Raw genomic sequence first — 15,082 nt, 5'->3', positions numbered from 1 at the left:
TTACTAAAAGTGTTGATTTATAAAGTATTTTTTATATTTTTTAAATATATTATAAAATAAGCTAACTCTAACACAATTTTAATATTTATTTTGTGTTAGAATAAATAAAATTTACTAAAATAATTTAAAGAAATTACTTTTTATTTATTTTATATAAAAAACATTGATTCTATTGATTATTTTTACTCTTTTTTAATAAATAGCCTACTTTGAGCACTAAATTTTGATTAAGTTGTATACAATATTCTAGTTTGTGTTAGAGATGTATAAGATATGTGTTAGAGATTCTTTTTTTTGTGATAGAGAAATAATATAATTTTTAAAATTATGATAGATGAAAAAGATAATAATAATTTAGACAGTCAGTTGCAAGAAAATATTGAAAAGGAAAGCACTATTGAAGAAAATCAACTTCAAGGTGAAAATAGTCCTGGTAATGCACAAATAAATGACAATAAAGAGGAAATACAATCTAAAATTGATAAAAAGAGTGAGCATGAGGTAATTCACAAGAAAGATGGCCGTTTACATATATATATAAGACAAGACAAGTATAAGGGTGAGTTAAAATCAAAAAATTGGGTCGGAAGACTATATATTGAGGGCAAACAAAAGATCTCTTCATCAGGAACCCCTAATCTTGAAGAAGCAATTCCAATATTGGAGAAGTGGTTTGATGACCTCCAACTTGAGAAAAGTGAGAATATTTTAGCCAAAGAGCAAGTTATTGAACAAATTCAAGAAAAAAATCTTAAAATTGATGAAGTTACTCCTACCCCAACAATTACTAAAGAAAATAACGAAGTTGTTAGCCCAGTTGCTGGGTCAGGGGTGTCCAATGAGACTATGCAGGAACCTGCAAAAGGCGTAACAATAAGTATGTTGGATAAATTAAAAAATTTTAAATTCTCCAAAGCCAAAAGTAATAACTCAACCAGTGAAGGGGCAGCTGGAGATAACAAAAATCTAAAAACTAAAGCAAATAATATAAAAAAAGTTTTTCAAAACTTCTTTCAATCTAAAGTTAGTAAATTAAGTGTTGCAGGTGAAGAAATAGCAGGTTTGGATATGACAAGAGAAGCTATTAGAGTTGCTCAAGTCTCTCAAGACAAAGATGAAAAGTGGATATTAGATAAATTTTCTTATCGTATATTGGATCAAGAAAAAGTTAGTGAAAATATTTTAGAACACAAAGATTATTTAGCTGAAGAAATTGAATTAGCTATGGCTAATGCAAAAATTACTTCAAAGAATATTGCATTATCCATTCCGGTTACAAGTGCAATTATTAGAGTAGTTACCAGCCCACTAATGACAGATGAAGAATTCCAAAAAGCAATTGAAACAGATTCACTTTGGGAAAACCTTGTTCAGCTTACAGATAACTTAAATGATTATTCAATTTTTCATCAAATTATAAATAGAAATTCTAAAACTAATACAATGGAAATTTTATTTGTTGCTTCAAAACTGGCCGACGTAAATGCTTATTCATCTATTGCTAAAAAAGCTGGACTTAATCCAGTTATTATGGATGTTCGTTGTTTTACCTTAAAGAATGCACATGATAATACAAAATTTAAATCTATTACAGATAAAGGAAATTCAGCTATTTTAGAATTAGGAATTGATGAAAATTATATAATGATTATTCATAATAATATTCCTGTAATTACTGATATATTTTTAAGACCTCAAGAAAAAGAACATATTAAAGATATAAAAAGTGAACAACTTTCAACTGAGGCAGACGCAGTTATTAGAAGATATGCGATGCAAGTTAAACAAGCGATAACTGACTATGAAAGTAAATATGAAAATAAAATTACATCTATTCAAGTAGTCTCCAGCTTAAAAAATATTTCATTTATACTTCCAGCATTTAAAAAGAATTTACCAACAACAGGCTTTATTAATTTTGATCCCCTGCAAAGTATAAGCATACCCTCATATAATAGTGAAAAAATAGCTGGTGATAACAATTCACCATTATCTTCAGTACTTGGTTTAGCTTACAGAAAATTGGATGTATTTGGTTATTACAAATTTGTAACTGCTGTTAAGAATATTAACTTATTACCTAATAGAGATGCTGTCCGTCAGCAAAATAAACTAAAATTCTTATCAGGTTTTGCTTTTAAGGGTGCCGTAGGTGCAATTGCAGGTATTTACTTGATATTAACGGTCTTTTCATTCTTTCAAATTAGTAACAATAAAGACAAATTATTAGAATTTGATCAAGTGCAATTAGAATTTGATAAAAATAATATTCAATTTTCAAAATTAGCAAAAAAAAGAAAAGAAATGCAGCGAGCATTAGATCTTGGAAAATTAGTTAATTCAAATCAGGCAAGATCTTACAGATCATTAGCACAAGTTACGAGAAGTGTTCCTCAAAGAGTACAATTTACGAAAATGACTTTCGATGGAAAAGATAGTTTGATTATAGAAGGGGTTGCTTTTTCAGATCAAGATATTTTGAATTTTATTTCAAATTTAAATGCAAAATCATTAATTGAACAGGCATCTTTAGCTGCAATGAAAAATAAAACTGGGGACCAAGCATCAGGAAATAATAATAAAAAGGGATTTACAATTAATTGTAAATTGAAATTGATATAATGGATTTAGCAAGTTTAAAAGATTTAGATCTAAATGATATAATTACAAAGCTTAAAAGTGGTGCTTTGGCTGATAAAAAAACACTAATTAAATTTGGTGTTAGTTTTGTTGCTATATTAATTTTCTTAATAGGTTATTATGCTTTTGTGTCTCCAATAGTAAATCAACAAAAAGAGCAGATTAGCTTGATGAACGAAAATAAAATTAAGATTGAAGAATTTAAAAATAATATTGGTACTTTAACAGCAGCTGTTAAAGCATTAGAGCCTGACTATGCTAAAAATAGTAAACTTTTTCACAGCAAAAAAGAAGTTGAAGACCTTTACCAAAACATAAGTAAATTTGCATTGATTAATGGTTTATCAATAACTAATCTTAAAAAAGGGAACCCCAAGGGTGTTGCTGGAGTACAGGGTCAAAGCACAGAACAAACAACAGAAAATCAAGATGGCCAAAATGTAATGTATTATACAATTCCTGTTGAGTACGAAATTCAAGGAAATTTTTTAAGTTATCTTAAGTTTAGAAGGGCATTATCAAAATCTCAAAAAGTTATTAATTTTGATAAGGAGGAAATTACAACGATAGCTGAAATTCAAGGACAAATTTTATCAAAAGGCACTATTTCAATTGTGGGGTTACCAAATGAATATAAATAATAAAAAAATATTAATCTTTTTAATGACAATTATGCTTTGTCAATTTCAAATGATAAGTTTAAAAGCAGATGAACATTCTTCTATAGATGATGAGGAGTTGCCAGCAATTGATCCTTTTGCAGGAGGAGTTGGCTCCACAAACCAGGTAAGTGAAACAGATACTCAGTTAAGCTCAAATAATGGGCTTTTAAATAATATGAGATTGGTCGGAACAATTATTGGTGCAAACAATAAAATAGCAGTTTTTTCAGCTGCTGATGGAGGGGCTTATAAGTATGAGGAAAATCAAGCCATCACAGATACCACAACAATTAGAGATATTTATACAGACGTAGTAATTGTTGAAGATGGAGAAAACAATTTTTTTGAAGTTTATATGGACAATATAATTAAACCGAGTGAAGGGTAACAAGTGAATAGATATTTTAAAATTTTAATAACACTATCATTTATTGTTTTGTTACAGTCCTGTGCAACAACAGGCAAAAATCCTAAATCAGTTCACGGTGATAAACCCTTAATCGATACAGCTAAAATTATTGTTGAAGGTCGTGAGGACATGGACAAAAAAATTATTGATGGTCCTAAGCCTTATGACACAAGCATACCAAGAGAAGATAAACGTAAAACAATAACAACTGAAAATGTTAAAAATTACGTTTATATTTCAGATGAATACACCAATCTTAAACAAATGATTGATATCAATTTTCAAGGGCTAGATTTTAAATATGTGATGTCATTGATGGCGGATATAGCGGATATAAATATTTTAGTAGGAGATGAAGTAAGTGGTACAGTAAATGCTAAAATTGATAATGTGGGTTGGGATGTTGCATTTCAAACTTTGTTAGATATGAAAACATTAGTAGCTGATGTTGATACTAACAATGGAATTATAAGAGTTCATACTCCTGAAAAATTAACCGCACAAGAAACTGCAAAATCTGCAAGGGCGGAAGTGTTAAAGAAAAAAATTCAATTAGAAGAGTCTGTTGAGCCGATCTTAGCTGAAATATTTAGATTGTATTATATTAGTCCCACACAGGCTAAAACCACGTTGGAGGCTTTATTTGCAACACAAGGTGCAGAGGGCACTAACACTATGTCTAATCTTTCAATTACAGTAGAGAATACTACTAGATCAATAATTGTTAGAGGCCACGAACCAGACCTTGATACTATCGATGCAGTAATAAGAGAGATAGATGTAAAAACTAAACAAGTTTTAATTGAAGCATTTATAATTGATGCAACTTCTACTTTTGCAAAGGCATTAGGAGCTAGAGTTGGAGCGATGAGTGTAAGTGAAAGAGGTGTTAAGGGAACAACTACTATTTCAGGAATGACATCTGGAGGAAATGCAGCAACAACCGCAGGAGATATAGCTTTAGGGTCTGCGGCAGGAACCATTTCAAATCAAGGAATTTCTGGGACAAGTGGAATAGGAATACTTAAACAAATTGGAGCGCGTGCTCTTAAGGTTGAAATTGAAGCTTTAGAATCTTTAGGTTTAAGTAAAACACTATCTCAACCAAGTGTGTTTACGTTAAATAATCAGGAAGCAACAATTACCCAAGGAACACAGATTGCTTACCAAACAACAGCAGATGGAACAACAACTACTGAATTCAAAGAAGCTGCATTATCATTAACAGTTACTCCTAGTATTATAGGGGATGGAAATGTATTATTAGATATTCAAGTAAATAATGATTCTCCGGTAACAGTTGCTGGATCTGACGAACCAGGAATTAAAACTAATTCAATTGTCACAAAACTTTTAGTTAGTGATGGTGATATAGTTGTAATTGGGGGCATTAAAAAAAACACCACAAATAATACGAATAGCAAAACTCCCGGGGTAAGCAAAGTACCTGTTATTGGCAATCTGTTTAAAAGTAAAAATAATAGTGATGAATTAGTGGAGTTATTAATTTTTATTGCACCTAGAGTGATTGAGTAAGATGAGCAAAACTAAATTAGATGCCACTAGTGAACAAAACATTTTAAATATGTTAATGGAGAGCTCATCCATTTCAACTGAGCAAATGTCTAAGATTAATGCCACCAGCCAAGAAATAGGTAAAACAAAATTAGAAACTGCTTTTGAATTAAATTTTACTGATGAAGACAAGATAGTAAAAATTTTATCAACAAGTTATTCTATGGATATTATAGATTTAAAAAAAACTGTAATTGATCCAAAAATTAAAAAAATTATTGATATGAGATATATTCAAGATAATTCACTTGTTCCATTTCAAATGGGTGGTGGAGTTTTAAAAATTGCAATAGCAGATGCATCAAAATTAAGTTTGATGAAAAATTTAAAAACAATGACAAAGATGGAGCCAGAATTATATGCTGCATCCATAAGTAATTTAAATTCTTTTATTGAAAGATTTACGAAAAGTGAAACACAAAAAATATCTGATGCAAATGTAAAAGTTGAAAAGCTTGAAAAAACTGATGATGAATTAGTTGAGGTTGGTTCAGAAGTAATTGTTTTTGGAAATAAACTAATTACTGAAGCGATCAATTTGGGAGCAAGTGATATTCATATAGAATCTTTTAGAGATAGTGCACAAACAAGATTTAGAGTAGATGGCATTTTAAAAGTGATGGATAAATATTCAAAGTTTTTACATGAAAACTATGATGCGGTTATTGCAAGAATTAAAATAATTAGTAAATTAGATATAGCAGAACGAAGAGTTCCTCAAGATGGTGCCTCAACATTTAAATCCGATACAAAAGAAATTGATTTAAGGGTTTCGGTTTTACCAACAAAAAATAAAGAACGTGTTGTAATGCGTATATTAAATAAAGATGCAGGAGACAAAGCTTTAGCTGACCTTGGATTTGAAGCTAAAGATTTAGAAAAATTAACTAAAGCTATTTCATCACCTCAAGGGATGGTATTAGTGACCGGTCCAACAGGTAGTGGTAAAACAACAACTCTTTATAGTGTTTTAAAACATATTAATAAGCCAGGTATGAACATTTTAACAGCAGAGGATCCTGTTGAATATGAAATGGAAGGAATTGGCCAGGTACAAGTTAAGGAGGCAATTGGTTACACTTTTGAAGAAGCCTTAAGATCTTTCTTGCGTCAAGACCCAGAGGTGATTTTGGTTGGAGAGATCAGGGACAAAGCTACAGTAGATATTGCATTGAAAGCTGCTTTAACTGGCCACTTAGTATTTAGCACACTTCACACTAATGATGCTCCAAGTTCTATAACTCGTTTATTAAATATGGGAACTCCAAACTATTTAATATCTGCAGCTTTAACGCTTATTATGGCACAACGTTTAGCCCGAAAAACCTGCTTAGATTGCCGTATAATTGACGAAAATATTACTCCAAAACTATTAAATTCAATTGGATTTTTACCCGAACAATCTGCAAGAGCTAAAATTTATAAAGGTGGTGGCTGTGCTGAATGTAGTGGCTCAGGGTACAAGGGAAGAATGGGAATTTATGAAATTCTTGAAATTGAAAATGAATTAAAAGCAGGGATTTTATCAAACCTTCAACAAAATGAATTAAATGCGATAGCCAAAAAAAATGGCTTTAGGACCATGCAAGATATGGGGCAAGAAATGTTATTAAGTGGTGATCTTTCATTTGCAGAATATGAAAGAGTATTACAATCTAACTAATGTTAAATTTTGAATATAAAGGAATAGCTCTCGGCAAATATGTAGAGGGAGAAATTGAAGCCCTAAATAATGCAGAGGCTGCTCATAAACTTAAAGACAAAAAAGTTATTATCACAAAATTAAAAGAAACTAAAAAGAAAAAAGAAGTTAGCAAAAAAGAAAAAACATCTTTTAGTTTTGGCACTGGAATAAAACCACAAGAGATTTTAATTTTTTGTAAGCAGTTTGCAACTATGCTTAGAGCTGGACTGCCTGTTTTAAATACTCTTGAAATGCTAGAAGGTCAAACATCAAGACCTCCTATGAAAAAAGTTATTGCAACTATTAAAAAAGATTTAGAATCTGGAAATGCACTTTCAAAATGTTTCGAAAAACATACAAAAATTTTCGATACTGTTGTTGTTAATTTGATTAAAGCAGGGGAGGCCAGTGGTAAGCTTGATACATTTTTACAAAAAATTGTAATTAATTTAGAGAAAAGAGAGAAGATTAAATCACAAATAAAAAGTGCTTTATTTTATCCAGGTGTTTTATTTTCAGTTGCAATATTAGTTACAGTTTTTATGCTAATGAATGTTGTACCAACTTTTGTAAATATGTATGAAGGCATGGGTATGGCAGATGACCTACCAACACCTACAGCGGTGATCATGTCTATGAGTGAATTTGTTCGTTCATCAGGTGGATTTTTTTTACTTATTTTTATTCTATCTTTTGTATTTGGTTTTAAATTTTTAATTAAAAAAAATTATGAAGTGAGAAAAAATTGGCATCGTATTATGATGAAGCTTCCAATTTTCGGAAATTTAATTCAAAAATCTATTTTAGCAAAAGTATCTTTAGTTTTAGGAAACCTTAACCAAGCAGGGGTTGATTTAATTGAAAGTATAGATATTGCAAAATCAGTAACTGATAATGTAATTGTTGTTGAAGCTTTAGAAAGAATTAAGAAGGGAGTTTTTTCAGGAGAAAGTTTAACGGACTTGTTTAATAAAGAAAAAATATTTCCTCCAACTTTTAGTCAATTAATATCAGTTGGTGAACAAACAGGTAGTTTGGATGAAATGTTTGGTTCAGTTGCGCTTTATTATGAAGAAGAGTTTGATGTAGCAGTTGCTAACCTTGCAAGCTTAATTGAGCCCATAATGATCGTATTTATGGGAATTACTATTGGGGGTTTAATGTTGGCTATGTATGCGCCTATATTCAATGTTGGAGCAATAATTGGGTGATTATTAGTAATCTGACAAGGATAAAATCAATTGACCTTTTTAAATATAACCTTCATAATAAATCTAAATATTAAACACTAAAGAGGATTTAATGAAAAAAATTAAAAATAAAGGTTTTACACTAATTGAATTATTAGTGGTTGTAGCAATTATAGGAATTTTAGCAGCAGTAGGTGTTGTTGCTTATAACGGTTACACAGGAGCTGCAAAAGTTGCTTCGACAAAAACAATTCACGCACAAACAGTTAAATATATGGCAGCAGAGTCTCAAAAATGTAGCTTAGGTGAAACGGCATATGCTGGTACTCAGACGTGTCCTGTAACAGCAGCTAAAATTGTAGCTGGAGCGATTGCAGTGCTAACGGATAAAAATCCACATAATACTACAGTAGAATCGGTTAAAGGTGGAACTACCTTTGAGTTAGGTTATGTTAATATTGCTGCTACAACTACAAAAACTGTTACAGTAAAAACTTGTATAAAAGATACTTGTACAACTACCGCCAATCAAATGACAACAGTTGTAGCAACTGAATAAATAATATTTTAAAATTAGGTACTACAGCCAAGGGTTTACTTTAAAAAAACTCTTGGTTGTGGTTGCTAGTTAATGCCCACTATGAGCGTATTATCATAATAATTAAAAGTAGTTTATAGTATAATAATTCAATTATGGAAATCGTTACTGCTTTACTATTATTTTTAAACGGAAGTATGATCGAGCATGTTTATAAGGCTGATCTAAAATCGTGTAATGAGTCAAAAATAATGGCAGAAAGTGTAGTTAACTCTAACAGTGTTGTTTTTGTATGTAAAAAAGTTAAAGCAAAAGTGACTATTGACGAAGGAACTAATACGAAAAAAATCGTTAAAGTTTTAGATGATAAAATTTTTACTGGATCAGGTACGGCTTTTTTTATATCTGATAAAGGTCATATGATTACTAACCATCATGTGGTTAATTATTGTAACATTACCAAAGTCAGTTATTTTGGTAAGACAGGAACTGCTAAAATATTAGCTTACGATAGAGTAAATGATCTTGCACTTCTTGAAACAGATATAATACCAAAAGACAAATTTGATATTTCAAACAGAGATCCAAAATTATTAGATGATATTTATGTTGCAGGCTATCCTTTTGGCAAAGCAGTAAGCTCTTCTGTTAAGGTTACCAAAGGAGTTGTTAGTGCACTTGCTGGTTCACAAGATAATTATGCATTAGTTCAAATTGATGCAGCAATTCAGCCAGGTAATAGTGGAGGCCCAATTGTTAACACTAGTGGTGATGTAGTTGGAGTTGCAGTAGCCAAACTAGATTTTAAAGATGCAATGGAGTCTTATGGAGTTATTCCAGAAAATACAAATTTTGGGATAAAATCATCTATTCTTAAAAATTTTACTTCAGCTAATAGTATAAAAAATTCTGAAGAAGAGCCAAAGGAAATTTCGACAGAGGTACTTGGAGAAAAAATACAAAATGCAACTGCTTATGTGGGTTGCTGGACAGCTGAAACAAAAATAGCAGCTATGAAAACAGTAAAAACTGTTTTTGGTCAACCCCGTTTAGCATTCGATTTCGCGTGTTATAATAGTTGTAAAGAACGAAACCCAGATGGTATCTGTCAACAGCAATGTGCATTAAATTAATCAAAACTCAAATACTTTTTAGTAACAAAAAAAATTCAAAAGGTTTTACACTAATTGAGCTCCTAGTAGTTGTGGCTATTATTGGAATTCTTTCTGCAGTAGGAGTTGTGTCCTATAGTGGATACAAAACTTCAGCAGAAAAAAAACAAGCTGAAATTACACTAAACTCTATTTATTTAGCCGAGCAAGAATATAAATCTAATAACGGAGAATATTATATTAGTACATCGCAATCAAATATAGTTACGAACTTATTTGATGGTGTAGATGATTTAGATGGACAAGCATACACCTTTAAAACAACAGCTACAGACACGCTTACTATTATTGCAACTAAAATTAGTGACACAAGCTGTACAATAAAAATAACTCAAACAAAAAAAAAACCAGTTGCCAGTAGTAGTTGCTAGTTATCGACTATAAAAGTAATTTAAATTTATTTGAATTCTGATTATATTTTGACTTGTTTGAAGTCAATTTAGTGACATTAAAAAAATATTATTTTTGATTAAAATTATTTTTTCTTAAAATAAAAACAAAAATTAAAGAAGTTGTCATCATAATTAAAGCATAAGCTGCGGATGGCACCATATAAACAACATTATCAAATAATTGAGTTCCAACAAAAACTGCCAAGGTTCCATTTTGCAAACCACACTCTAGAGAGATAGCTCTTTGCTGAGCTTCACCTGATGCAAAAAATTTAGCAACATAAAATCCTATAACCATCATAATTACATTTAATATTAAGGCTATTAAACCTGCTCGTGCTAAAAAGCTCACGATATTGTCCCATTCTTCAATATATATTGCAGCAAAAACAGTTAAAAATAATATTATGGAAATTCTTTGAAGTATTTTTAAATTTCTTATTACTAAATCTCCAGTAAAATGTCTGATAATCATTCCAATTATTACTGGAACCGTAACCACAAAAAACATTTTTAAAGATATTCCTACCATTGATATTTCTTTAGCAACGTAAGAGATTTCAAATAAGCTGATAGTAGTGAAAATTATAAATGGAACAGAAATTATACTTAATAAACTCATAAATGCTGTTAGTGATATTGATAATGCTACATCACCATTTGCAAATTTTGTAAGGACATTTGAGGTTACACCTCCAGGAGCTGCTGCAATTAACATCACTCCTAAAGCCATTTCAGTTGGAACTTTTAAAATAATAATAAGTAGATAAGCAACAATTGGTAAAACAAATAACTGACAAACAAAACCTGTAAAAAAATCTTTAGGATTTTTGATTATTCTTGAAAAATCACTTAATGTTAAAGAGGCTCCTAAGCATAGCATAATAATAGCTAAAGCAATTGGGGCTATTGATGTTACAATTCCCATATTAATTTATTTTTTTGATTAGCTTTAATTTGATTAGAGACTCTGTATAATAAATTACTTAAAGAAAGCATATTTTTATCTTGTAAGTTAGAAATCACTTTGTATTGCTTACTTTGTGGACTTAAACCAAAAGTATAAAGCTTTTTTTCATCAATCATCAAAAAATTATTTTTAACTAAAAATTTTAATTTTCTAACAACCGTTGCTCTTGGAATTCCTGATATATCAGCAATAGAAAATGCATTAATACCCATATGGTCAGATTTTTTTAATTCCTTAAGATATTTTTCTCTATTTAAATTTTTATTTTTAAAAGTTTTATTTTGAACAGTATTAATTAGTACAATAAATGCTACACATACTGTTTCTAAGTCTTTAGTTTTGGTATATGCTTTCCAACTATTAGTAAAAGTGAATAAAAACTTATAAAATTGATACCAACAAAAAGAAAAGCTTTCTTTAATTGATTTTGAAATTTCACCTACACCAAAAGTTTCATCAGTTTTATTTTTATTGTTTAATATTTCACTAAAATTAAAAATTAAAATACTAAGATTTTTTAGAGTTTTATCAGCTTTAGCTGTTATAAATGCTGATCTATCTACAAAGATTTTTTTTCCATTTTTTTTTATTACACCCTGTTTTTTTAATAATTCTATCTTTCTTCTTACACTTTCTCTAGGAATTCGAAGATCTTTTGAAATATCAATGATGTTAATATTTGGAATTTCTAATGATTTATCTTTATAAAATGTATCATAATCAACCGTTAGTCCATTTTTTCTATAGAAAATAAAGTCTTTATTAATTAGATAAATTAAAATTATAAACTTATCGATTCCGTTATAAACTTTGTAAGCATCAATAAGCCAAGTAGTAATTAGCGTATAATATGCCGGTGCTAATGCACTAAAATTTTTATTAATAATTTCAAAAAGTTTTTCTTTATCTAGTTGATTGGAAACACTCGGAATTTTTTTTATAGTTTGAAGCATAAATAATGAATAAAGCTTATTTTCACCCATTTTGGACAGTTGTCAACGTGACAAGCTTAAATGCTTTAAATTGCAAGTTATAGCTAACAAATTTAATGCAATTTGAGCACCAATACGGTTGAATTTATCTCTTATTCATTAGTCTGCAGAGGTGAAAAAAATTCTCAAGACATCATTTTTTGTATTTAGCTTTTTAGCTTTATTTTATTCTAATGCTTTTGCTATTATAGAATTTAAGCAATCAAAAGTAATTACCGCAGATACTAATGGTGTTAGAGGAATAAACTTTAATCCAGATGGAAGCATAATGTATATAACTAGACGTATTGCTAATGAAAATGCTTTCATAACTCAGTACTCACTCAGTACACCGTTTGATATAAGCACAGCAACAAAATCATCTTCAACTCAATTAGTAGGTGATGGTGGTTCTGTTCCACGAATGAGATTACCTCATGCAATTGAATTTAAATCTGATGGAACAAAAATTTTTGTAACCACTAACAAAGATCCAACTTCTGTCTACCAATACAAATTAACTACTCCTTGGGATACATCTACATTAGAATATGAAATAAGATTTCAGGTGGATTTAGATGGCTCAGGTAATGAAGATCAAGTAAGAGCTCTAACATTTAAACCTGATGGAACACGTATGTTTATAGGTGGAAGAGATCTACATAAAATAAGAGAGTATATATTGTCAACTCCTTTTGATCTTACATCTGGAGTTTCAGTAGGCTCTTTATCAGCCTCATTAGAAGACGCTGATAATAACATGAGAAATATTCAATTCAATTCAGATGGGACCATTCTGTATATTGGTGGTAATGAAAATAACAATATGAACAAATATAGTCTAAGCACACCTTGGGATATCACAACTCTTTCTTCTACTCCTACTCTTTACGGTTTAGGCAGTAGATTTTCAAACATGAGAGGTTTTATATTTGCAGCAAACTTTACAAAGTTATTTGTTACTAATGATAATGATACTACGGGGGTAAATACAATTTTTGAATATAGTCCAGCTTGTGCAGGTACAATAACTTGTAGTGATGCATCAAAAAATGCTGATGTTAAAGCAATCATTGAAGCAAATGTAGAACTATCAAAACGTATAATTAAAAATAATACTCTTCCAATCTTTCATCGAATTGAATGGTTAAGAAGACATAAGAATAAAGATAATTTATCAAATCTTAATGCTGAAATTAATTTTAATACCACTACTCGACTTGATAACCCATTGTTAAATTACTGGATTACAAAACTTCCAGATAAAATAGTTTCAATTAATGAAGAAGTGAAAAATGGTCAGTATATAACTGTAGGTCAAGAAGATATAAATAATAACAACTTAAATAATTTTACGACTGTAATTAAATCAGATAACCCACTCTTAATTTCTTGGTTGAGCAAAGTTCAAAAAAAAATAACTACACTTCAAGCATCCGTTGAACAAAAGACAGAAGATGGAAGTTATGATAGTGATGATTGGTTTAAGTGGAGTGAGGGTAGAGTTAGTTTAGGTAAAAATAAATCTTCAGCTTCATCATCAAGAGATTTTCACAGTTATGGTATTTCAATTGGTGCAGATAGAATTAAAGAAAATGATAGAGACACTATGTATGGATACGTTTTTCAGTATGGCAATGATAATGTTGATATTGGATATAAAGGAACAAAATTAGACACAGATGCCTATAGTTTTGCATTATATGGCACCAAACTTAGAGATGATCACGTTTTTACGGATGCATTAATTGGAGTTAGTTTACTAGATATAGACCAAAAAAGAGTTACTTATGGCAACACTTTAGAGGGAAACCGAGAAGGCCAACAGATCTATGGATCATTTAATGTTGGAAAAAGAATAGTTGATGAAGATCTAAATCTTAATCCAGGTATTAAATTAGATTTAGGGTACACAAATCTAAAAGCATTTAGAGAAAAGTCAAATATAGCAAATAGTTTGACTGATGCATTACTTTATAAAGAGCAAAATATTAAATCATCATTAGTAACACTCGGTGTCCTTTTAGATAAAACAGATACTGATAGGCAAGAGGATAAAATTGTTAATCACCATGGTCGACTAGAGTATATTGCCGATCTAAGTCCTTCATCAGATGCAGAATTTTATTATTTAAATAGTCAAAGTACAGTTTACAATTATAATGTAGAAAATAAATCAAAGCATAATTTTAGAATTGGTTATGGTTTTGATGTCACTTCAATATCAGGTTGGTCATTAGTTGGAAATTTTGAGAGATTTCAATCTAACGGCAAAGGCTACAGTAATGATATCTATCTATCGGTAGGGTATGTGCCAATCGATGAAATGAAATTTGTATTTGATGTGAATAATTTTGAGAATACTAGTTTATCTTTAACCAACAACTTAAATGGATTTGATTTAAAAATGAGTTCTAACTATAATCTTTTAAGTGATGTGCCTGACTATGGTGCAAATCTAGAAATTTCAAATAAATTTTAATGAGTAAAGTAAAAATATTTTTCTATTTAGTCTTAGCTTTTATTTTTTATAAAGGCTTTGTTGCATTTCAAAATTTTGAAATTGGTGTTGATGACAGAGTAGCAGAAATAGAAGAAAAAGCAGATTTTGAAAAAGAAGGTGAAGTAATTGGTCTCATGATGTATTTGGGTGACCCACCAAAATTATATGAGCATTTATTAACTAAGAATAAATCTAGGTGTTTGGAAATGAAACAAACAGCTGAAGAGAGCTCCTTTGCATACTATGAATGTGCAAGAGTGAATGCTGTCCTTAAGGGTAGAAAAATTGTAAGCATCATAAATAAAATTGAAGTTATAGAATAATTATTAAATTAAAATAAATTTTTTTATAAATTTCATAAGATTAAAATGTTCAT

Annotated in this window: 12 protein-coding genes and 1 pseudogene; 11 read left to right on the top strand and 2 right to left on the bottom strand. The window is 29.9% G+C overall.

Going from position 1 to position 15,082, the window contains the following annotated elements; genetic code table 11:
• The first annotated feature begins 327 nt into the window (after positions 1–327).
• From pilM to AC5SL8_RS05860, 9 genes and pseudogenes are all read left to right on the top strand, one after another.
• On the top strand, positions 328–2,622 hold the full coding sequence (gene pilM, locus AC5SL8_RS05900) for a pilus assembly protein PilM (RefSeq protein WP_494579649.1): 2,295 nt from the start codon (positions 328–330) through the stop codon (positions 2,620–2,622).
• Positions 2,622–3,281, top strand: a complete 660-nt coding sequence (locus AC5SL8_RS05895) for a pilus assembly protein PilO (RefSeq protein ID WP_494579648.1) — start codon at positions 2,622–2,624, stop codon at positions 3,279–3,281. Before pilM ends, AC5SL8_RS05895 begins: the two co-directional genes overlap by 1 nt.
• Positions 3,268–3,690 carry a hypothetical protein gene (locus AC5SL8_RS05890; RefSeq protein WP_297682545.1) on the top strand — a complete coding sequence of 141 codons (423 nt, stop codon included), beginning with the start codon at positions 3,268–3,270 and terminating at the stop codon, positions 3,688–3,690. The genes AC5SL8_RS05895 and AC5SL8_RS05890 overlap by 14 nt, the downstream gene beginning before the upstream one ends.
• 3 nt (positions 3,691–3,693) lie before the next feature.
• Complete coding sequence (gene pilQ / locus AC5SL8_RS05885) at positions 3,694–5,247, top strand: type IV pilus secretin PilQ (protein ID WP_494579646.1); 1,554 nt, start codon at positions 3,694–3,696, stop codon at positions 5,245–5,247.
• A gap of 1 nt (position 5,248) precedes the next feature.
• Positions 5,249–6,949, top strand: a complete 1,701-nt coding sequence (locus AC5SL8_RS05880; RefSeq protein ID WP_494579644.1) for a GspE/PulE family protein — start codon at positions 5,249–5,251, stop codon at positions 6,947–6,949.
• On the top strand, positions 6,949–8,181 hold the full coding sequence (locus AC5SL8_RS05875; RefSeq protein WP_494579643.1) for a type II secretion system F family protein: 1,233 nt from the start codon (positions 6,949–6,951) through the stop codon (positions 8,179–8,181). Before AC5SL8_RS05880 ends, AC5SL8_RS05875 begins: the two co-directional genes overlap by 1 nt.
• Positions 8,182–8,272: 91 nt before the next feature.
• Positions 8,273–8,393 (top strand): annotated as a pseudogene (locus AC5SL8_RS05870) (type IV pilin protein); the annotation flags it as partial.
• Between the two features lie 460 nt (positions 8,394–8,853).
• Positions 8,854–9,831 (top strand): S1C family serine protease, encoded by a 978-nt coding sequence (locus AC5SL8_RS05865; RefSeq protein ID WP_297682535.1) that lies wholly within the window; start codon positions 8,854–8,856, stop codon positions 9,829–9,831.
• Entirely contained in the window at positions 9,816–10,241 is a 426-nt protein-coding gene (locus tag AC5SL8_RS05860; protein WP_494579641.1) for a type IV pilin protein, read from the top strand. Before AC5SL8_RS05865 ends, AC5SL8_RS05860 begins: the two co-directional genes overlap by 16 nt.
• Before the next feature lie 88 nt (positions 10,242–10,329).
• Here the strand turns inward: AC5SL8_RS05860 and AC5SL8_RS05855 are convergent, their stop codons facing one another.
• Positions 10,330–11,190, bottom strand: coding sequence for a bile acid:sodium symporter family protein (locus AC5SL8_RS05855; protein WP_494579639.1), 861 nt, complete (start codon positions 11,188–11,190; stop codon positions 10,330–10,332).
• Complete coding sequence (locus AC5SL8_RS05850) at positions 11,178–12,215, bottom strand: MarR family transcriptional regulator (protein ID WP_494579638.1); 1,038 nt, start codon at positions 12,213–12,215, stop codon at positions 11,178–11,180. Before AC5SL8_RS05850 ends, AC5SL8_RS05855 begins: the two co-directional genes overlap by 13 nt.
• Positions 12,216–12,336: 121 nt before the next feature.
• Here AC5SL8_RS05850 and AC5SL8_RS05845 point away from each other — a divergent pair, with 121 nt between their 5' ends.
• Both AC5SL8_RS05845 and AC5SL8_RS05840 read left to right on the top strand, forming a co-directional pair.
• Entirely contained in the window at positions 12,337–14,685 is a 2,349-nt protein-coding gene (locus AC5SL8_RS05845; protein WP_494579636.1) for an autotransporter domain-containing protein, read from the top strand.
• A complete protein-coding gene (locus tag AC5SL8_RS05840) occupies positions 14,685–15,029 on the top strand; it encodes a hypothetical protein (protein ID WP_494579634.1) in 345 nt (114 codons plus the stop codon). Before AC5SL8_RS05845 ends, AC5SL8_RS05840 begins: the two co-directional genes overlap by 1 nt.
• Positions 15,030–15,082 lie beyond the last annotated feature (53 nt).

Source organism: Candidatus Pelagibacter sp. PS_41 (genome assembly GCF_059417725.1).
The sequence above is the reverse complement of the archived record's forward strand: the minus strand, read 5'-3'. Positions and strand labels throughout refer to the sequence as shown.